The sequence below is a fragment of the Rhizobium phaseoli genome (genome assembly GCF_010668805.1).
Classification (GTDB): domain Bacteria; phylum Pseudomonadota; class Alphaproteobacteria; order Rhizobiales; family Rhizobiaceae; genus Rhizobium; species Rhizobium phaseoli_A.
In genome coordinates, this window is record NZ_WUFT01000028.1 from 35,732 (window position 1) to 55,931 (window position 20,200).

Annotated in this window: 22 protein-coding genes; 14 read left to right on the top strand and 8 right to left on the bottom strand. The window is 60.5% G+C overall.

What is annotated here, in order from left to right; genetic code table 11:
- The 6 genes from GR197_RS28955 to GR197_RS28980 all read left to right on the top strand — a co-directional run bounded on the left by GR197_RS28955 (position 1) and on the right by GR197_RS28980 (position 6,525).
- Positions 1-918: a hypothetical protein gene (locus GR197_RS28955; RefSeq protein WP_164015852.1), complete on the top strand. Its 918-nt coding sequence runs from the start codon at positions 1-3 to the stop codon at positions 916-918.
- Entirely contained in the window at positions 915-1,850 is a 936-nt protein-coding gene (cpaB, locus tag GR197_RS28960; protein WP_164015854.1) for a Flp pilus assembly protein CpaB, read from the top strand. Before GR197_RS28955 ends, cpaB begins: the two co-directional genes overlap by 4 nt.
- A 20-nt stretch (positions 1,851-1,870) precedes the next feature.
- Positions 1,871-3,769, top strand: coding sequence for an ATPase, T2SS/T4P/T4SS family (locus GR197_RS28965; protein ID WP_164015856.1), 1,899 nt, complete (start codon positions 1,871-1,873; stop codon positions 3,767-3,769).
- 112 nt (positions 3,770-3,881) lie between these two features.
- Positions 3,882-4,745: a type II secretion system F family protein gene (locus GR197_RS28970; protein WP_164015858.1), complete on the top strand. Its 864-nt coding sequence runs from the start codon at positions 3,882-3,884 to the stop codon at positions 4,743-4,745.
- Complete coding sequence (locus tag GR197_RS28975; protein ID WP_204330453.1) at positions 4,745-5,647, top strand: type II secretion system F family protein; 903 nt, start codon at positions 4,745-4,747, stop codon at positions 5,645-5,647. The genes GR197_RS28970 and GR197_RS28975 overlap by 1 nt, the downstream gene beginning before the upstream one ends.
- A gap of 2 nt (positions 5,648-5,649) precedes the next feature.
- Positions 5,650-6,525, top strand: a complete 876-nt coding sequence (locus GR197_RS28980; protein WP_164015860.1) for an FHA domain-containing protein — start codon at positions 5,650-5,652, stop codon at positions 6,523-6,525.
- A 125-nt stretch (positions 6,526-6,650) separates the two neighbouring features.
- Here the strand turns inward: GR197_RS28980 and arsK are convergent, their stop codons facing one another.
- From arsK to GR197_RS29015, 7 genes are read right to left on the bottom strand one after another with little or no spacing between them, the layout of a single operon-like run.
- Complete coding sequence (gene arsK / locus GR197_RS28985) at positions 6,651-7,856, bottom strand: arsenite efflux MFS transporter ArsK (RefSeq protein WP_164015862.1); 1,206 nt, start codon at positions 7,854-7,856, stop codon at positions 6,651-6,653.
- On the bottom strand, positions 7,853-8,578 hold the full coding sequence (gene arsH / locus GR197_RS28990) for an arsenical resistance protein ArsH (protein ID WP_164015896.1): 726 nt from the start codon (positions 8,576-8,578) through the stop codon (positions 7,853-7,855). Before arsH ends, arsK begins: the two co-directional genes overlap by 4 nt.
- Positions 8,553-8,975, bottom strand: a complete 423-nt coding sequence (arsC, locus tag GR197_RS28995; protein ID WP_164015864.1) for an arsenate reductase (glutaredoxin) — start codon at positions 8,973-8,975, stop codon at positions 8,553-8,555. Before arsC ends, arsH begins: the two co-directional genes overlap by 26 nt.
- Before the next feature lie 2 nt (positions 8,976-8,977).
- Positions 8,978-10,018, bottom strand: a complete 1,041-nt coding sequence (gene arsB / locus GR197_RS29000) for an ACR3 family arsenite efflux transporter (protein ID WP_164015866.1) — start codon at positions 10,016-10,018, stop codon at positions 8,978-8,980.
- 3 nt (positions 10,019-10,021) lie between these two features.
- Positions 10,022-10,465 carry an arsenic resistance N-acetyltransferase ArsN2 gene (gene arsN2 / locus GR197_RS29005; RefSeq protein ID WP_164015868.1) on the bottom strand — a complete coding sequence of 148 codons (444 nt, stop codon included), beginning with the start codon at positions 10,463-10,465 and terminating at the stop codon, positions 10,022-10,024.
- Entirely contained in the window at positions 10,462-10,992 is a 531-nt protein-coding gene (locus GR197_RS29010) for an arsenate reductase ArsC (RefSeq protein ID WP_164015870.1), read from the bottom strand. Before GR197_RS29010 ends, arsN2 begins: the two co-directional genes overlap by 4 nt.
- Positions 10,989-11,345 carry an ArsR/SmtB family transcription factor gene (locus tag GR197_RS29015; RefSeq protein ID WP_164015872.1) on the bottom strand — a complete coding sequence of 119 codons (357 nt, stop codon included), beginning with the start codon at positions 11,343-11,345 and terminating at the stop codon, positions 10,989-10,991. Before GR197_RS29015 ends, GR197_RS29010 begins: the two co-directional genes overlap by 4 nt.
- A 41-nt stretch (positions 11,346-11,386) precedes the next feature.
- On the opposite strand from GR197_RS29015, the gene GR197_RS29020 reads away from it, so the two are divergent.
- Entirely contained in the window at positions 11,387-11,908 is a 522-nt protein-coding gene (locus GR197_RS29020) for a DUF6428 family protein (protein WP_164015874.1), read from the top strand.
- Positions 11,909-12,032: 124 nt separating this feature from the next.
- On the opposite strand, the gene GR197_RS29025 is transcribed toward GR197_RS29020, so the two are convergent.
- The gene (locus GR197_RS29025; protein WP_164015876.1) at positions 12,033-13,922 is read right to left on the bottom strand and encodes an adenylate/guanylate cyclase domain-containing protein; all 1,890 of its coding nucleotides are present in this window, start codon (positions 13,920-13,922) and stop codon (positions 12,033-12,035) included.
- Positions 13,923-14,107: 185 nt separating this feature from the next.
- On the opposite strand from GR197_RS29025, the gene GR197_RS29030 reads away from it, so the two are divergent.
- The 7 genes from GR197_RS29030 to GR197_RS29060 all read left to right on the top strand — a co-directional run bounded on the left by GR197_RS29030 (position 14,108) and on the right by GR197_RS29060 (position 20,133).
- On the top strand, positions 14,108-14,878 hold the full coding sequence (locus GR197_RS29030; protein WP_164015898.1) for an SDR family NAD(P)-dependent oxidoreductase: 771 nt from the start codon (positions 14,108-14,110) through the stop codon (positions 14,876-14,878).
- A gap of 515 nt (positions 14,879-15,393) precedes the next feature.
- Entirely contained in the window at positions 15,394-15,582 is a 189-nt protein-coding gene (locus GR197_RS29035; RefSeq protein ID WP_164015878.1) for a hypothetical protein, read from the top strand.
- Between the two features lie 5 nt (positions 15,583-15,587).
- Positions 15,588-16,154 carry an ABC-three component system protein gene (locus GR197_RS29040; protein WP_164015881.1) on the top strand — a complete coding sequence of 189 codons (567 nt, stop codon included), beginning with the start codon at positions 15,588-15,590 and terminating at the stop codon, positions 16,152-16,154.
- Entirely contained in the window at positions 16,151-16,672 is a 522-nt protein-coding gene (locus GR197_RS29045) for an ABC-three component system middle component 5 (protein ID WP_164015883.1), read from the top strand. The genes GR197_RS29040 and GR197_RS29045 overlap by 4 nt, the downstream gene beginning before the upstream one ends.
- Entirely contained in the window at positions 16,659-18,581 is a 1,923-nt protein-coding gene (locus GR197_RS29050) for an ATP-binding protein (protein WP_164015885.1), read from the top strand. The genes GR197_RS29045 and GR197_RS29050 overlap by 14 nt, the downstream gene beginning before the upstream one ends.
- 8 nt (positions 18,582-18,589) lie before the next feature.
- A complete protein-coding gene (locus GR197_RS29055; RefSeq protein ID WP_246724727.1) occupies positions 18,590-18,961 on the top strand; it encodes a DCL family protein in 372 nt (123 codons plus the stop codon).
- Between the two features lie 179 nt (positions 18,962-19,140).
- Complete coding sequence (locus GR197_RS29060; RefSeq protein ID WP_164015887.1) at positions 19,141-20,133, top strand: HNH endonuclease; 993 nt, start codon at positions 19,141-19,143, stop codon at positions 20,131-20,133.
- Positions 20,134-20,200 lie beyond the last annotated feature (67 nt).

The window sequence follows — 20,200 nt, forward strand, 5'->3', positions numbered from 1 at the left end:
ATGACACAGGGCGCGCGCATCTCCTTTCATTTCCTGGGCATAGCATTAGTCATCGGGCTCGCAGTCGTCGTCCTGGCCACACCAGGCCGCGCCGAGGTCTACAAGGATTTCCGGGCGACGCTGAATTCGATGCTGGCCGGCATTCTCGGCGCGCCGGAACGTTCGCCGCGCGATCTCGTCATCAACGGCCAGCCGCTCGCGTTCACCCCCTACCAGAGCGATCATAGCATTTCCGATATCACCGAGGAATGGCTGCGGGTGCTGGCCGCCGATACCCGGCCTGCCCTGCCGAAAAGCAATGACAGCCAGGAACTGACAGCCGTCATCGCCGCCAACATGCTGATCGTCCCGAAGGTAAGCCGCATCCGCGAGGATCTTGCCGTGGTGGTTCGTTTCTTCGACGGCGATGGCGAGGCGGCGCTCGATTATCTCAAGAAGCAGGATCCGGCAAATCCCTCGGCGAAAGCGCCGATCCCCGGCGTCTCGATCATGATCCGCCGGCCCGCCGATGCCCCAACCACAGAGGTGCTGATGAGCCGCTTCGAGGACGTGGCGTCGTCGCTGCCGGCCTTTGCGGCGCCCGCCGATGTCAGCAAGCTGCCGCAGTCGCTGCGTCCGCCGGCCGGTGTCGAGGTGCTGAGCGATATCGGCGACCGCGACAAGGGCCACACCTCGCGCACGGTCGTATCGAAAGGCCGGCTATCGGCCGCACGCTGGTCCGATACGCGCGCCGATCTGCTGGCCCGTGACGGCTTCACCATCGAAGCGCCGCCGGCTGAGCGCGGCGGGGTCATTGCCTTTTATGGCCGGCGCGGCAGCGTCGAGGCCAATGTTCTCTATACCAGCAGCAGAACCGACGGCCGGACCGTCGAGGTCATTCAAATCAGGCAACCCTTCGTAGAGGGAATAACACCATGAACTGGAAGCTCATCGCGGCTGTCATCGTCGGGCTCATCACCGGCGTTCTGCTCTACTTCTGGACCGAGAGCGTCAAGAACGAGCAGGTGGCCTATGCCTTCATGCGGCTCCAGCCCGACAGAAAGGTGACGCGCGGTCAGGCGATCACGCCCGATATGCTCGCCGAACCGGTCATGCTGCCGGAAAGCTTCGGGGCGCTTGCCAAGCTCGCGGTTCCCGCTGCCAGCGCCTACCAGGAATGGCTGAAGGACCGGACGGCCGCCGCCGATATTCCGGCCGGCTCGGTGCTGCTCTTCCAGTATTTCGACGACAATGACGGCGGCCGGCTGACGACGATGATCGCGCCCGGCAAACGGGCGCTCACCCTTCCCGTCAATGCCGCCGCAGCCGTCGGCCACTTTGTCGAGCCGGGCAGTTATGTCGATATCCTCGGCACGGTCGATGAGCCGGTCGAGCCGGTGGCACCCGCCGCAGCCCAGCCGGGAGCCCCCGGCCAGGCACCCGCCGTTCCCGGACAAGCGCCTGTTGCAACCGGACAGCCGCAGGCTCCGGCTCAGCCGCCATCGCCGGTCGAGCAGATGCTGAAGAACTATCTCACCCAATATCCAGGCGCCGACGAGAATGATGTCAATGCCTACCGCAAACAGGCGCAAGACTATAAACTCGGCATCAGCTCGCGCACCCGCGTCGTCACCCGCACTTTCCTGCAGAACGTCAAAGTTCTGGCCGTCGGCGCGGCGACGACGGCGGAGGGTGCCATCACCAAGGCCAACAGCACCTACAATAACGTGACCGTCGAAGTGACGCCGGCGGAAGCCGAGATGCTGATTTTTGCCATGGGCCAGTCGAACGGCAGCCTGAACCTGGTGCTGCGCAATCCGGCCGACAATAGTGTCGAGGAACTGCCGAGCATCAACTGGACGCGCATGTGAGCGTTGCGGGGGAATAAGCCATGCTGTTGAAGATATCCTATGAGGACGGCAGCGGGCGGGAGGTTATCCCGCTTTCTTCGAATGAGACCTATTTCGTCGGCGAAAGCAGCACGCTGACGCTGCCGGCCGGTGCCGGGGTCGTGCGGCTGCGCGGCAGCCATGTTTCCTCGCCGCAATTCGTGCTGCGCAAATCCGGCCAGGGCTGGTCGGTGCAGCATCACGGCCGCAATCCGACGCGGGTCGACGATCAGCCGCTGCGGGCCGGCACGCCGGTGGCGGTCTCGGCCGGCATGTCGATCTGGGTGCCGAACGTCACGATCGAACTGGTTGAGCCGGCCGCGGCCGCCGAAGTGGTGACGCAGTTTCCGGACCAGGAGCGGGTGCTGGCGTTGCAGATGGAGGTCCATGAGCGACTGCTAAAAGACACGCAATATGACCGGCTGGTGAAATCCTCCGATTTCGGCCGCGAGGACACGCGAAACCGCATCCGCGAACGGCTCGATATGTTCATCAAGGAGGCGCTCGACGGCGCACCGCAGGATCTGGTTGTCCTGGTCATCAAGAACGCCGTCTATCGCTGGCTGGCAAAACGTATTGCCCGCACCGGGCGGCGCGATGCTTCGTCGAATGCCGCCAGCCTGTCGCGCGAGGAGCAGGACAATCGCCGCCTGTTCGACGTCGGCAAGGCGCTGATCTCGGCGCTGCAGCTCAAGCTGAATTTCGAATCCACCCGATCGGACTTCGCCCAGCTCGACACCCGCTTCAGCGCCGCCTTCCAGTCCCGCCAGGCCCTCTTCAATGCCGGCGACCGCTACGAGATCGCCCATATGCACCTGCGCTCCAATATCGAGGAGCTGATGTACCGCTGGGGCACGATCTCGGAGCTGATGGATCTCGACGTCATCTCGGAAATCATGGTGACGCGTTATGACGAGATCTATGTCGAAAAATTCGGCCTGCTGGAACGTTATCCCTTTGCCTTTGCCAATGAGCGGCAGCTGATGAAGGTGATCGAGCGCATCGCCGTCGATTCCAACCGCTCGATCAACGAGAGCGAGGCGATGGCCGACTTCCGCATGCCGGATGGATCGCGCGTCAACGCCGTCATTCCGCCTTTGGCGGTCAAGGGCGCCTGCCTGACCATCCGCAAATTCGGCGGCAAGTCGCGGCTCGACATCTCCAAGCTGGTGACGGCAGGCGCGCTCAGCGAGCCGATGCGCGCCTTCCTCGAGGCGGCCGTCCGCTCGCGCAAGAATATCGTCGTCTCCGGCGGCACCGGCTCCGGCAAGACGACGCTCTTAAACAGCCTGTCGCAGTTCATCCCGATCGGCGAGCGCGTCGTCGCCGTCGAGGACACGTCGGAACTGCAGCTCGACGGCATCCATGTCGTCTACCTGCAATCGCGGCCGAAGACGGCGGAGTCCGAAACCAGCGTCACCATCCGCGATCTGGTGCGCAACGCGCTGCGCATGCGCCCCGACCGCATCATCGTCGGCGAGTGCCGCGGCGCCGAGGCGATCGACATGTTGCAAGCGATGAACACCGGCCATGCCGGCTCGATGACGACGGCGCATGCCAATACGCCGCAGGACATGATGACCCGCCTGGAGGTGATGGTGCTGCAGGGCCAGAGCTCGCTGCCGGTGATGGCGATCCGCCAGCAGATCGTCGCCGCCGTCGAGCTCGTCGTCCAGCTCAACCGCCTGGCGAATGGCCGACGCGCGGTGACCGAAATATCCGAGGTGATCGGCATCGATCCGGATACCGGTCTCGTCATCGTCGAGCCGATCTTCCATCTGGTCGGCCGCGCCGGTGGCCAGGCAGTGCATGCCTTCACCGGCTACCTGCCGAGCTTCGTCGCCGAACTCGTCGAGTTCGGCGACGACGGTGAAATCGAAAAACTCGATATGTTCGTTTAGAGCGGTTCAGGTTTTTGCGGAAGCGCAGAACCGCTCTAAGCTTTTGTTTTTACGCAATTCCGGACGGAAAACCGCTTCGCACTTTTCCTGGAATTGCTCTGAGGAAAAAGCCATGGATATCAGCATTCTGCAGATTTTTACGGTCGCCCTCGGCGCGGTGACGGCGGGGCTGCTCGTCTGGGGCGCGCCGGTGCGCTGGCCGGCGCCGCTGCTGCGCGCCACCGAACGCGATATTGCGCTCGCCAGCGAGGCGGCACAGGTTTTCGGGCGCGATGCCGTTCCGCCCTATACGATGATCCTTGCCTACGGCATCACGGCGATCGTCGTCTTCTTGGTGATCTCGCTGATCTTCGGGCCGATCTTCGGCATCGTCGTTGCCATCCCGGTCGCCTTCTTCCTGCCCAAGGCGACCATCCGCCATTTCCTGCATCGGCGCTGGCTGCAGATCGAGTCGCAGCTTCCCTATGCCGTCGACCAGATCGTCTCGGCGGTGCGCACCGGCAAGCCGCTCGCCGTCGCCGTCAATGCGGTGGCCGATACCGGCCAGATGCCGGCCTCGCGCGAGTTCGAGCGCATCGCCCGCGAACAGAAGCTCGGCATCGGCCTGGTCGAGGCGCTCGACCGCCACGCCCGCACCGTGCCGAGCCTGCACTTCAAGATGGTCGATGCGGCGCTTGGTCTGTTTGCCCGCCAGGGCGGCGATATTTCCGAGCCGCTGACGGAAATGTCGAAATCCTTCAAGGAAATCTGGAAGCTCGATCAGAAGATCACCACCTCGTCGTCGCAGGCGCGCATGAACTTCCGCGTCGTCAACGGCGGCGCGCTGTTCATGATCCTGATGATCTTCTTCGGTCAGCCTGAATTGATCGACAAGGTGTTCGGCAACGCCATCGGCATCGTCATCGCCATCGTCGGCGCCATTCTCTATGCCACCGGCTTCTTCTGGATGCGCTCGATGATGAAGGTGTCGGTCTGATGTCTCAAATCCCCCTCGCCCCGATTGCGGTGGTTTTTGCCGGCATCACCGCGGCCCTCTTCGTCTGGTGGATCGGCGATCTGCTCGGCAGCATCCAGGTGGTGCGCCGGTCCCGCGGCGGCGATGGCCCGCCGCCGAATATCGTCGACAGCATCGGCATGCGCACGCCGGTGGAATTCGTGCTGCTGCACTTCGAGCCGTGGCTCGAAGATTACGGCGTCCAGCTCGAGCAGAAGCTGATCTATGGCGGCCGGCCGTTCGGCGGCGTCACGGGCCGCGAATATATCGCGCTTCTCGTTGTCCTCAGCCTCTTCGGCTTCATCCTGCTCGGCGTGCTGTTCGGCATTGCCAGCGGCAGCATCATCGGCGGCCTGGTGGCCGGTCTGATCCTCGGGCTGATCCCTGCCATCTATTTCTGGGTGGTCGCCGACGACAAGATGCAGGACCGCAAGGAGCGCATTTCGCGCGAATTTCCCTATTTCCTCGATCTCGTCGTCATGACCCAGCAGGCGCAGGCGACCCTTCCGGAAAGCCTGAGGCTTTATGCCGAGGCTGCACCCGGGACGGTGATGAGCGAAGAGATCGATCAGACGCTGAAGGATGTGGCGCTCGGCACCGGCATGGTAGAGGCGCTGCAGCGTTTGGAGCGGCGCATGACCGCCGAGGAGGTCATCCGCGTCATCCGTGCGGTGATCCAGGGCGAGGTCGAGGGCAGCAACCGCGTCGAGCTGTTGCGCGAACATGCGCGCGACCTGCGCTTCCGCCGCTGGGAGAAGGCCGACAGGGCCAGTGAAAAGCTGAAAGCCAAGATCGTCATGCCGGCGATGATGATCGTCGTGTCGATCCTGCTTCTGGTGCTGGCGCCGGCAATTGTCGAGATGATGTCGAGTGGGATGTTCTGATCATGGCCTTTTCCTTCTTTCGCGGAAACAAACCCAGCCTTCTGCAGACCGGTCCCGGCGGCCAGAGCCGCAGCCATGTGCTCGACCGGCCGGAGATGTCGATCGGCCGGGCGTCGAATGCCGATATCGTCGTCGACGATCCGTTTCTGGCGCCGATCCATGCGCGCATCGAAAAACAGAGCGACGGCGGCTTCATCATCCGCCGCATGGGGCTGAACCCGATCATGCTGCGCGGCGAAGCGCTGCTGCAGACGGCGTCGCTGAAGACAGGCGACAGCTTCCGCCTCGGCAAGGATGTCGAGTTCCAGTTTCTGGAAAAGGCGCCGGCCAAGGAGGCGCCGAAGAAGGAGGCATCCAAGACTGGTGACGACAAGCCGAAGAAGCCGCTGCTCAAGCAGCCGGCCTTCCTCGCCGGCATGGGCCTCGTCTATCTCGCCATCGTCGGCATCATCGGCTATGTCATCCTGTCCGATAGCGGCAGCACCGAGGGTGGACCGACGGCTGAGCGCATCAATGCCGAAGCTGCCCGCATCCCGACCTGCATCAAGAACGCCCGGCGCATGCGCCAGGTCTCCGAACCAAGCTTCAACGGCGCCGTCGGCGGCCGCGTCGGCCGCGATGGCGACGCAACCTATGCCGCGCTTTCGCTTAGCGCCGAACCGTCGGACGACGCGGCGCTGGCAAAGGCCGCCGAGCCGATCGTCGAGGCCTATAAACGCACCGCAATTGCCGCACTTGCCTCGGAAACCCGCGGCAACAAAACGCTGGCGCTGAGCCTCTACCAGCAGACCTACGATCTGGTGCCCGACATCAACTGCTCGGCGGCACGTTTCGCGCTGCAGCGGCGAGCGGCGGTGAAGCCGCCTGCCAAGCGGTGACCGCCGGCCAGCCTGCGTGGTGACATGCAAGCCATGGCGCAGGAGCGTGCCGACCTTGGCGCCGTGTTCGAGCAAGCCCGGATTTAGTTGCCGATGAGGGACAATCCGAGCGGGGCTGCGGGATTTCATTTTGCGATGACGGCAGTGCGGCCTGGCCGTTGCATGGCCAGGATCAAACCGAACATTACGATCGCGAGGCAGCTCAGCGTTGCGCAGATAGCCAGCGATGCCGGAATGCCGATCTGAGCCATCGCCAGCGCCAGGACGAACGGCGCAAGCGCGGACAGGATCAAGCGGGCCGCCATCATCTGCCCCTGCCGCTTGCCATAACCGTCACTGCCGAACAGATGCAATGGCAGCGTCCCGGTGACAATGCTCAGCAAGCCATTGCCCATGCCAAAGATCATTGCGAATATCATGGCGCCCGGCACGCAAGGCGCCAGAAGCAACAGGATCAGCAGGCCGCCGGGCATTAGAAGAGCCGCGATCAAGGCCAGATGCAGGGGCGCCAGGTTCTTGCCGAACATCATGTTGATAAGACGGCTGGCGACCTGAGACGGCCCGAACAGCGTCCCGACCAGGGCAGCCGTGGTGCCGAGGCCGAGGCCAGACAGCAGCGGCACCATATGCACCAGCACCGCCGAGCCGGAGAGCGACATCAGCGAGAACCCGGTTACCATCAGCAGGAACCCCAGGCGACGACGCTCAGGTGGCAGGAAACCCTCCACGCGCGGCGTGGCGGTTTTTGCTGTTTTCCGTTGTATTACGGCGCCGTGAGACAGCCATGCGTGGATCGGCAGGCAGATGAATAGGTTGAGGGCGGCAAATACCACATACACGTACTGCCACGACATCTGCGCATGCAGCGCTGTGGTGATCGGCCAGAACATCGTCGAGGCGAAGCCCGCGATCAGCGTGAGGTAGGTGATGCTGCGCGAGGCCACCTCCGGGCGGAGTTGAACGAGGAACGCGAACGCCGCGCCGTATTGCACCAAATTGGCCGCGACCTCGATCGCGATCAGGGCGGCGACATAGGACGTCCGGCCCGGCGCGTAGGCGCAGGCGAGCAAGGCTGCGGCGGCGACGGCCGAGCCTATGGTCATCACCCGCCCGGCGCCGATGCGATCAAAAAGGCCGCCAAGCCACGGCGCCGTCAGTCCGCCGATCAGCAGCGCGACCGAGAGGGCGCCGAAGATCCATTCGCTCGACCAGGCGAAATGGGCTGCCATATCAGGCGCCAGAATGCTGAAGCTGTAGTAGAGCGTGCCGTAGCCGATATTCTGAGTGATGCCGAGGGCAATGATGGCTGCTACCGGGACGCGTCCACTCATATGGATTCCAGTCTCGTGCGCTGCTCCAGCTTTTCCGCTTCTTCCTTCCTCTCGCTGTAGCGATCCGTGAGATAGCCAGAGGCGTCGCGGGTCAGCAGGGTGAATTTCACCAGCTCCTCGCAGACGTCGACGACGCGATCGTGATAGGACGAGGGCTTCATGCGGCCGTCCGCATCGAACTCCTGAAAGGCTTTCGCCACCGAGGACTGGTTGGGGATGGTGATCATGCGCATCCAACGGCCGAGGACACGAAGCTGGTTGATCGCATTGAACGACTGCGAGCCGCCCGACACCTGCATCACCGCCAGCGTCTTGCCCTGGGTCGGCCGCACCGATCCGACCGAAAGCGGGATCCAGTCGATCTGCGCCTTCATGATGCCCGTCATGGCACCGTGCCGCTCCGGACTGACCCAGACCTGGCCTTCGGACCAGGCAGAGAGATCACGCAGTTCCTGCACCTTGGGATGGTTGACCGGTTCCGCGTCTGGAAGCGGCAGGCCAGCGGGATCGAAAATCTTCACTTCGCAGCCGAAGTGCTCCAGCAGCCGGGCGGCTTCATGAGCCAGCAGGCGGCTGTATGATACAGCCCGCAACGAGCCGTAGAGGATCAGGATGCGTGGCTTGTGAGTAGAAAACGCCGGACGCAACGCGTCCAGATCCGGGTGACGCAGATGATCGAGGGATGCGGCAGGCAAGTCAGACAACGCGCTTGCCCTCCGCATCGAGAACTTGCTCGCCATCTTCCTTGGCGAACGCCCCCTTATGCGTGTCCGGCAGAATGTCGAGCACCAGTTCGGAAGGACGCGACAGCCGCGTGCCGATCGGCGTGATCACGAACGGCCGGTTGATCAGGATTGGGTTTTCAAGCATGGCGTCAAGCAGCTGATCGTCGCTCAGCGCCGGATCATCGAGGCCAAGTTCCGCATAAGGCGTGCCCTTTTCGCGGATCGCCTCACGAACGGTGAGGCCGGCCTCCGCGATCATTCTGACAAGCTGGTCGCGGCTGGGCGGTGTCTTCACGTACTCGATGACCGTGGGCTGAATGCCGGCATTGCGGATCATCTCCAGCGTGTTGCGCGACGTGCCGCAGTCGGGGTTGTGATAAATTGTGACGTCCAATGTTAGATCCTCTTGATGGTGGTGGCGCTGGTCTGGACGGCGGCGCCGCGCTCATACCAGCCCTTGCTGCGGTTGACGATCCAGACGACCGACAGCATCACCGGCACCTCGATGAGGACGCCGACAACGGTGGCCAGCGCCGCCCCGGAGTTGAAGCCGAACAGGCTGATGGCCGCAGCCACCGCCAGTTCGAAAAAGTTGGAGGCGCCGATCAGCGCCGAAGGCCCGGCAACACAGTGCTCCTCGCCGCTCATGCGGTTGAGCAGGTAGGCGAGGCCTGAATTGAAGTAGACCTGGATCAGGATCGGCACGGCCAGCAGCGCAATGACCGCCGGCTGGGCGATGATCTGTTCGCCCTGAAAGCCGAACAGCAGAACCAGGGTGGCCAGGAGTGCCAACAGGGACACCGGCTGCAGCTTGGCGCCGAGCCGGTTGACGTCAGTCACACGGCGCAGGATCTGCGCGACGATCACCGGCAGGACGATGTAGAGCACCACCGACAGGATCAGCGTGTCCCACGGCACCGTAATGGCCGAAAGGCCGAGCAACAGGCCAACGATCGGTGCGAAGGCAACGACCATGATAGTGTCGTTCAGCGCCACCTGGGAGAGCGTGAAGTGCGGCTCGCCTTTGGTCAGGTTCGACCACACGAAGACCATCGCCGTGCATGGCGCAGCCGCAAGGATGATCAGGCCGGCAATGTAGCTATCGATCTGGTCAGCCGGCAGGTACGGCCGAAACAGATAACCGACGAACAGCCAGCCGAGCAGCGCCATCGAGAACGGCTTGACGGCCCAGTTGATGAAGAGCGTGACACCGATCCCGCGCCAATGGCGCCCGACCTGGCTCAGTGACGCAAAGTCGATTTTCAGAAGCATCGGAATGATCATCAACCAGATCAGCATTGCGACCGGCAGATTGACCTTGGCGACTTCGGCTCCGCCGATCGTCTGGAAGACGTCGGGCATGACATGACCGAGAGCCACCCCGACAACGATGCAGAGGAAGACCCAGACTGTGAGGTAACGTTCAAAAGTGGACATGGATCAACCTTGGACTCTCTTGGCCAGCAGCGCCGCCGAGGCCGGGCACAGGCTTGCAGCCTGGCGGGTTTGCAGGATTGCGGCAGGAGCCGTCGCACGATCCACCTTGGCGAAACCGAGGCGTTCGAAAAAGGAAGTTGCAGAATCCGTCAGCAAATAAACGGTCTGGGCACCGCGACACGTAGCCTCGGCCAGCAACTGCCCGGTGATGGCTGCGCCGTAACCTTGCCCACGATGCTGCGGCAGGACCACCAACGAACGCAGGAGTGCGCAGTCCCGGTAATGTTCCAGGCCGCCATAGCCGACGGTCGCGTTCCGATCCGTAAACCGGAAGAAGCTGCGGCCGTCTTCGCTAAGATCGTCGGTTGGAAGTCGGGCAGCCTGCAAGGCCGCTCGCAGGTCCTCATCAGCGCTGCTGATCGGTTGCTGGTCCAGCTCCCCGCTCATGCGACGTCGCCCCGGCTATTGGTCGTACCCTCCATCGTGCCGATGGCGCGCAGCTGCGTTTCAAGCGCCAGCTTGTCAATTGATGTGAGCGGAAGGCTCACGAATGCGATGATGCGGTTCTTGAGGAAACGCGCGGCTTGTGAGAAAGCCTGGCCCTTCTCGATCAGCGTGCCTTCGACAGCCGCCGGATCCTCGACACCCCAGTGCGCCGTCATCGGATGGCCGATCCACACAGGGCAGGCCTCGCCCGCGGCGTTGTCGCAGACCGTGAAGATAAAATCCATTTGCGGCGCGCCGGCTTCGGCAAACTCGTCCCAGCTCTTCGAGCTGAACCCGGTGCTTTCGTAGCCAAGGGCACGCAGGGTATCCAGCGCTAGCGGGTGGACTTCACCCTTGGGCCTGGCTCCCGCCGAGTAGGCCTTGAAGCGATCCTTGCCTTCGCGGTTGAGGATGGATTCGGCCAGGATCGAGCGGGCGGAATTGCCCGTGCAGAGGAAGAGCACGTTATAAACGCGATCGGCGGTCATTGCAGGTTTTCCTTCGGGGCAGGAGCGCAGCAAGCGGCGACTTCGGCGGCCGGCGCGCAGATCTCGGGATGGCCGCCGCAGCAGTCTTCCATCAGGAAGCGGATGAGCGCGCCGAGGCCTTCGTAGTTGGCGGTGTAGATGATCGAGCGGGATTCCCGCTGTTGGTTGATAAGTCCGGCTCGCTCCAGTTCCTTCAGATGGAACGAGACGTTGGAGGCGGAAACCTCCGCCTTCTCGGCGACGGCGCCGGCAGCCATGCCATTCGGCCCGGCAACGACCAGCATGCGCACGATGTGCAGCCGGGTTTCCTGTGACAGTGCCGCAAACGACATGAGGGCTTGACGTTCTTCCATATTTCTACAATCCTTGAAGTGTTGAAACAGGAGTAGCCGAAATGAACGTGATCGACAAGCCCCTTCTCGAAACCGATATCAGCTTGGGTCGCCTCCTAGAGACGATCGACGGAGTCCGTGAACTGCCGCTGATCTTCTCCTACGACGGTCGACCGGTGAAACCCGGTTACCATGTCACTGAGGTCAAGGCCGGGCAGTTCGCCGCGCTTGACTGCGGTGCCAACCCCGAAGCCTGGTCGGAAATCTTCGTGCAGCTTTGGGATATCGACGAGGAAAATCGTACGCACATGGCGGCCGGCAAGTTCGCGGCGATCATTCGCAAGGTGTCGGAGCATGTGCAGCTCGACGGTTCTGCTAAGCTGACTTTTGAAGTCAGCGACGGCATCCGGCCGATGCAGCTCTATTGCGCCTCGATGCCGACCGTAAAGGACGGTGCTCTGCATGTCGAGCTGGCGCCGCGTCCGGCGAGCTGCAAGCCGCGCGACCGATGGCTGAAAGAAGAAAACCGCAAGTCATCTGCCTGCTGTGGTCCTTCAACGGCACAAAGCGCCTGTTGCGGCTGAACGCGCCGTTGTTGGGAATTCCGGCGATTGAGCCGGCAAGTTCACGGGGGAGAAATGCAGTCGCTACGGACTCAACATAGGGCTTCTCGCGGGCACCGGGGCGGCGCGCGTTGCAGGGAATGTTTTATGGCTGCGCGAGAGGCGTCGCCTGCCCCGCCTCGCATTCCGGCAGGCGCACGGGTTTGACAAGATTCGCCAGTGCCTCGGGCTTTGCGCATGCCGGGAAGCCGGCGAGCGGCATTGTTTCTATGAAGCGGTTGCGCTCGATTGGGCTGAGGCCGGGTTCATTGATCATGCTCTCGACGGTCACCTCCGGGTGCTGCTTGAGGGCTTCCACGGCTGAAGCATTCGCCTCATCGGTTCGGCCGAGTGCCGCAAGCGCGCTGCTGCGGACCACCCAGGTCCATCTTTGGTAATTGTTGGGGGCCATCCGCTCCAGCATCGTCACCGCATCCTGATAGCGCCCCGCCATGAAATAGGCGGGTGCGAAGAAGTTGGACGCCCACATCGGATAGTTCGGGTCGAGCCGCATGACCTTGTCGACCATCTGGGCGCCGCGTTCAGGCTCACCGAAGCGGGCGGCATAGCCGCTGTAAAACGTCAGTATTTCGGACGAGGCGCGGCCCATATCGCCCTTATTGGCAAGGCTCATGCCGAACACCGCATGGGCTTCGGCGTCGCTCGGATCAAGCCGCACCGCGCGTTCGGCGACATCGGCGGCCAGCTTGCGGTTGCCTTCGGGATCGACGCCGAACACGCCCATCAGATCATGAGCGTGGTAAAGTTCGACCCAGGCCCGCGCCAGCCCCGGGTCCAGTGCGACGGCGCGGTTGAGAAAGGTGATGGCCTCCTCGTCATCGGCTTTGGTGAGCTTTTCGATCTTCTCGGAGCCGAGCAGATAATAATCATAGGCATTCAGGTTTTCAGGCCGCTTGCGTTTGGCCGCGGCCCGCCCGGCCTGTTGAATCAGTCCCACGCCGCCGCCGAGGCGGTTGGCGACCTGCTCGGCGATTTCGGTCTGAACGGCGAACACGTCCTCGGCCGGCCGGTCCCAATTCTCCGACCAGAGATGGTGGCCGGTTTTTGCATCGATCAACTGGGCTGTGATCCGCACCCGGCCGCTCTGCCGCTGGATCGAGCCTTCCAGGACAAAGCCGACATGCAGCGCAGTTGCGACCTGGCGGGCATCCACCGGCGTGCCTTTAAAAACTTCCGTCGAATTGCGCGCCACCACCTCGAATTCGGGAAACCGCGCGAGGTCGGTGATGATGTCCTGGGTCAGGCCATCGGCCAGACGCCCGCTCGCCTCGTCGCCGCCGAAATTGTCGAAGGGCAGCACCGCCACCGACGGCTTGCCGATCAGCGGTTCTGGCTGGAGAAACCACCAGGTCGCGCCGCCTGCCAGGGCCAGCGCGACGATCACTGCTGCAGGCGTTTTGGCCCAGCGCGGGATCATTGCCAGAAGCGGGCGGCGCGGCCGTTTGCCGTCGAGCCTCAGCCGATACATCCGCACCGGGCGGCTGATATTCTTGACTTGCTGCTCGCCGGCGAAATCGAGCTGCCAGTCGAGTTTGCCCTGGAGATGGTCGTAGGCGGTGCCCGACACCACCACGCCGCCCGGCTCGGCCAAATGCTCCAGCCGCGCGGCGACATTCACCCCATCCCCATAGACATCGCCATCCACCAGGGCGACATCGCCGAGATTGATCCCGACGCGGAAGATGATTCTCTCAGCCTCCGGCAGGCCGGCATTGCGCGCCGCCACGGCATTTTGAAACGCCGCGGCGCAGGCAACCGCATCCACCACGCTGTCGAAAGCGACGAGCGCGCCGTCGCCCATCAGCTTGATAGTCGTGCCATGGCGCAGGGAGATGGCGGGATTGATCAGCTCGGCGCGGATGGCCTTCAGCCGCTTGATGGTGCCGGCCTCATCGGCCTCCATCGCTTTGGAGTAACCGACCATATCCGCCGCGAGGATGGCGAGCAGCTTTCGGTCGAGCGCGGGGGTGCCCATCGTCATTGCCTTGCATGACCATGCAATCGTGCCGGCAGTCTACACCCATCGACGCGCCGCAACCAGCACACCACTGAGACGGCAAGTCTGCTTGTGGGCTGTCCGGCCCAAGCAAAGCAGATCTGACATCTGGCATCGGCCCGCCGACCCTGCCATAAATAGGGTTCATCGAGGGAGGCACCATGATGCAGAAAAATGCGCCGGACTTCAGCCTTGAGGGTAAGGTGACTTTGGTGACGGGAGCCAGCCGTGGCATCGGTCGAGCTTGCGCGCTTGCCTGTGCCGCAGCAGGCTCCGATATTGTTTTGGGGGTCCGCGATGTCGCAGCGTCGGCGGGACTGGTTGCCGAACTCGAGGGGACGGGACGAAAAGTCCTCACCGTTGAACTGGATATTCCCAACAATGCCCATATCGCCCAAGCCGTCGATGCAGCGCTTGCGACATTCGGCCGGATCGACGTCCTTATCAACAACGTCGGGGTGGCGCCTGGCAATCTCGCCGAACTCGTTGAGGAGAAGGACCTTGACGAGATCCTTGATGTCAACATCAAGGGCACCTTTTTGATGACGCAGGCAGTCGGGCGTCACATGATCAAGCGCAATGGCGGCCGGATTATCAACATCAGCTCACAGGCCGGCACCGTGGCACTGCGCGGCGAGGCCATCTATTGCATGAGCAAGGCGGCGATCAATCACCTCACGCGCTGCCTGGCAGCCGAATGGGCAGCCTATAATATCACCGTCAACACCGTATCGCCGACCTTCATCCACACGGATGGGACAGCCCCTTTCCTATCCGATGCCGACAATAGCAAAGCGACGCTCGATCACATTCCCCTCGGCCGGATCGGTGAAACCGACGATGTGGTGGGTGCCGTGGTCTTCCTGGCATCGCCGGCTGCAAGCCTGATCACCGGCGCGAACCTGCTGGTGGACGGTGGATGGTCCGTCGCCTGAGGCGGAGGCTGCTGCACGGTATGGCAAGTTAAGACGAAAACAACAATCTCCACGGATAAAGATCACCTTCCATCACCGGCAAATTTGATGGCGATGGCTATTTGACATAGACGTGGCTCGTCGCGTCCCGCTGGCGATTGCTGACTAGGCTCCGGTTGGTACAAGAATCGTCGATCGAACTTTTTCGAGTGGATGAAAAGCCGTTCGTCCGCCCCATGAGACGAAGACGCCAGTCCTGCCCTGAAGAGCCGGAAGGCCCATCCGACCGAGAGCCCTTATTCGGAAAACGCACAGTTTGCAGGGCACGACGATGGAGCTGAGAACTTGGCACGGCCACCTCCCTCACCGGCTCAAGTCAAGCAAACGCGACGCTCAGACCGGATAAGTACTGGTCGTTGCCGCGGTATCGCGAAGCTGTTAGTCGATGGACCATCACAAATCCGCTCGGAAGCGATCGCGAATATTGACAAAACTCCTCGAAGCACGGCTAATCTACTCTACTTAGGGGGGAAATTATGAACTTCACTTTCGATTTTTCGAATTTTGTCGCTGGTTTGATTGCCGGTGGCGCAGCAAGTGCACTCATCACATTTCAACTGACGAAAAACTTGCGGTCTGGCGCGAACGGAAACTCCGTCGATCAAAGTGGATCGAGCGCCGGCGGCGATATCGTCGGTCGCGACAAGAATACAACTGCTAAGTAGCATAAATGAACACTGTAGATCAGCGCAGCGCTCGCGCCGAGCGGGACGTTATCGGTCGCGACAAGATTGTTACGATCCAGTCTCCGAAAACTATGGTCGAGAAGCTGCTTCATCGGCTGAAGGAGCAATACGAGTCGAGCGACGAAACAAAAATCACGATCGATGAGCTCGCTCGTTACCATGTCCGTCGGTCTCACGATGGGATCGAAGGGCTTGAGAACAAGCTGGTTGCGGCCAACATGTCTCATTATTACGACGAGGCGATCGAGAAGAAGGAGATGTTCGCGAAGTTGCTGGAACGATGGTCGCTGTATTCGTCGGCTCAGTCGATCTTTGTTCATATCCTCGCCAAAACGGAGGCCGAATTCTCGCACGTAATCTATCCGCAGATTCCAAAGCTGTCGGAATACGAGATGAACGTGATGATCATGGACCGAATAGTCAATCCAATCGTCGAGGAGTGCAACAGCGAGTTGATGATTATCAGCCACAACATTGTGCTTGGAATGGTTTATTGGTTGGCTGAGCAATGCTTCATTCGGTGGCATCATAGCCCGAGGGTCGTGGCATGACGCAGCTCTCTTACAACGAGGCATTTGACCCATACCATGCGATCTTCCGGTATTTCAGACTCTACTTCGGCTGCGGTCTTCGGGAACCGGTTCCGTTTGACAAGTTCAGGATACTGGATTTCTATCTGCTCTATCCGTTCAGGTTGCAAAATCTACAATTTTTCTCAGATGACACGACCTGGCGATCCGTCAGTAAAGGTTATGCAAGACTCAGGCCCTACGGCGAACTGCCCGATGACCACTCCCTGTTCGATCGTATGGCGCCGTTTCAAAAGACCGCTGCTGAAAGCATGGCAAGGGCAGGCGTCATTCATAATGAGGCTTGGGAGAAAAACCAGGTCTCTTTCGCCGGCGAGAAACTTGGGACCGAAATCGAAAGCCGGTGTGCTGAGCTGAATGCTTCGATGGCTGATTTCATTTCGATCCTGTGTCAGATCAACCGCCGATATGATCTTTATGGCAGAGACGGCTTGAAAGCCCGTAGCAAACTTTTGGAATACAGATATGATCCGATTTGAACCATGCCTGATTGTTCGGCGCTTGGTTGTTAAGCGCGGGGTGCATATTGCTTATGATGAGCGGTACCACTCGGGGGTCAATATCGTTCGGGGCGACAATTCATCTGGCAAGTCTACCATTCTCAATTTCATATTCTTCGGGCTGGGCGGAGATCTAAGCAAACTCGACTGGAGCGAGCATGCTCTGCTGTGCGATCACGTTTGGACCGAGGTCGAGTTGAACGGCAATCCGGCTGTCCTGCGCCGGAAAATTGATACCTCGGCACAGTCGGACATGGAAATATTCGGCGGGCGCTACGAAGCCGCTGAGACCGCGCCGATCGAATCGTGGCTGCGGTACCCCTATGCGCGCTCCCAAAACAAGGAGAGCTTTTCTCAAGCGATCTTTCGATTGCTCGGGATGCCTGATGTTGCCGTCGAAGGGACGTCCAGTATCACGATGCATCAAGTTCTTCGGTTGCTTTATGCCGACCAACTCTCGCCCACCGACAGTCTATTTCGCTTTGAAGGTTACGACCCGGAGAACTTGCGCGAGGCTGTGGGAAATCTTCTGTGCGGGGCTTTCGACACTGCAATTTATGAATCCCAGCAGAAGCTCAGAGCGAAAGAGAAGGAGTTTCAGGAAGTGTCCGCTGAGCTGCGGAGTATCTTCCGTGTCGTCGGTGGAGAGGAAAGTCTCGGACTGCAGTGGATCACGCAGAAACGTACCGGTCTCATTGCGGACAAGGATCGGCTATTGCATCTGATCGCGCAGAAAGAGGAAGAGTTTTTTTCCTCCTCAACGCTACAGAGGTTGAGCCTCACGCAGCAAAAGGAACTCTACAGCACCGTTCAGAGGCTGCAGCAGGAGCTTGTTGAAGCTCAAGAGGTCCGGGGTGGCCTTGAATTTGAGATTTCCGATTCCCAGTCGTTTATTGAGAGCCTCAAACGGAAATCCGAAGCGCTCAGAGATGCTCGACTTGCGGCCACGGTCGTTACTGACGTCCGTTTCGCAACCTGCCCAGCCTGTTACGGCGAGGTGCTTGAGGCGGATGAGCATTCGTTTGCATGCCACCTTTGTAAGACGCCGATTGACCTAGAACGAGCGAGAGAACAGGTTACCGGGATCATCAACAACCTCTCTATCCAGATCAAGCAATCCGAGCGGCTTCAAGTAATTCGCGGTCAACGCCTCAAGGCGCAGGTCGCAAAGGTCGAGGAAATCAAATTTCGCTGGTCTGCAAAGTCTCGAGAGTTATCGGCGGTAGCGTCGCGACCAACATCGAAGGTTCGAGAAGAAATTAGGGATCTCCATCGACAAGTTGGGTACCTTGATCGGTCTATCGAGGATGTCGATTCGCAGTTCAAGCTCGCAAACAAGATCGGGGACCTTTCGGAAAGGAGGGCGAACCTCGACGTGGAAATCAAGGATTTGGAAAGCCGGATCGGTGCACTTAAAAGAGGTCAGACCGACAGGATACGAGTGGCTCGCAGCGAAATAGAGCGCGAGACGATCAAAATGCTGAAGGGCGATCTCAAGCGCCAGGATTCGTTCGTGGATCCACAGCGAGTAGAGTTTTCCTTTGGAAAGAATACGATCACAGTCGACGATCACACATACTTTTCAGCCAGCTCGCGGGTGGTTTTGAAGACTGCGTTCCTAGTCGGTTTCCTAGCCGCAGCCCTACGCGACAAGGACTTTCGGCATCCTCGTTTTCTCATGATCGATATCACAGAAGACAAGGGCATGGAGCAGGCGAGAAGCCATAATTTTCAGAAGCAGGTCATTGAGATATCAAACTCCACAGACGTGGAACACCAGGTAATCTTGGCGACCGCGATGCCGTGGAACGAAATTCCTGAGCGTCTCTTCGTTGGGAAATTCTCCACCCTCGAAAGGGGTACCTTGAATTTTGCTCGGGTTGAGTAGGACGTGCGATGGGCAGACGGCAGTTGGTCGAAATCGGCGATAAGACGTTCAATAGTCAAGCTGAGGCGCGTGAACACTTTCGTGCAATACTTTATAAATATGCACTAAATCAATCGGTTGATAAGGCGGACGAGTGCTTTCTCATCCTTGCACTCCAGCGGCATCCGGAATCTGCAACAAAGATCGGACCCAGAGTCAAACGCTTCGAAGTCCGCTCGGCGGACTATGGTACGCGCTGTTTCTGGGTTGTCCGCGTAGACGACACGTCGAACGGTTCTCATTCAAGGAGTGCTATCGACCTCTTCGACAATCTGCAGTTACCGAACCGCAAAGTTCACGCTAACGAAAATAACATTCCAGGCAATAGCGCGAATCCGTAAACAACAGCGTTTTAATGTAAGTCATTTTGAATTTCTCGGGAAAGCAAGGGGAGAGTCTTTGGGAACCACGGAGCGGCCACGAGGAAAGACTTCGATTAGATGCGCGACAGAGGACGACCGGCCGAGGTTTTGCATTGGCGTACGAGCGGAAGCGGACGTATGAGATCACGGAGGGAGCGATGAGGGAAGCAAAGAGACGGGCCGCTGCCCCGAAGTGCCGCGGCTGTGGGACCACCCTGACGGCTCAAAACGACTCGGCCGCTCACGTTTTTCCTAATGCTCTTGGCGGTCGCCTAAAGCCAAAAGGTATCATCTGCCGGAGCTGCAACACAGCTCTCGACCGCGCTGCCGACAACGCGCTGGTGAAAGCGTTCGGCGACTGGCCAACTCTGCTAAACCTACCGCGGGACGAAGGAGAGCATCCGCCGAAGCTCGTTGAGACGCGCGATGGTCGGCGGGTGCGAATCGAGGCAGACGGTAAGATCACCTCGGCCCAGGTGACTTACGACGTCGCGGAGATCGAGGACGGCCACCAGGTTATCATAGCCGCCGGCAATATGAAGACATTTCGGGAACTGCTGAAACGGACAAAGAAGCAGTTTTCGCAGCTCGACATCGACGCGGCAGAACAGGCAGCACAGGTCGTAGGAGTCGCCGATGACGACATGCTGAAGCTCGGCTTCGACTTTAGCCCGCAAGCGGTGTTCGGTGGCGTTATCACTGCAATCTGGCTCTACCTGATCCGCACCACCGGCCGTGCATTCATGGACTGGGATCGTTTGCTGAAATGTGTCGGCGAGATGCAGAAGCACGGCGGCACCTTCCGGTACCTCGTCGATGGGCTTCCGGGTCTTACAGGCCCTGACATCCCGCTCGGCCATAAGATTATCATCCGTACCGTTCCCCGCACGGGTGAGATGATCGCCTTTGTCGAGGTCATGGGCATCCTGCGGGTCGGCGGTCTCTTCGCCAGCGCTGGGGGGCCTAGGAGCCTCATCGAGCATGTCTACGCCTACGACCTGATCCAGCAGCGCGAGCGCGGCGCAGAGTTCTCGATTGATCCGGGCGAGTTTGAGCGGCAGGACTGGAAGTTAGCCGGGCTCGGACCGACTGTGAGCGTCCGGCGAGCGGATTTTGCTGATCGGGCAAATCGGGCGATGTTCTGGCATTAGAACCAGCATTAGTGCTGACATTAATACCAGATCGAAGAGGTTGCATGGCTCGCATGGAGATCATGTC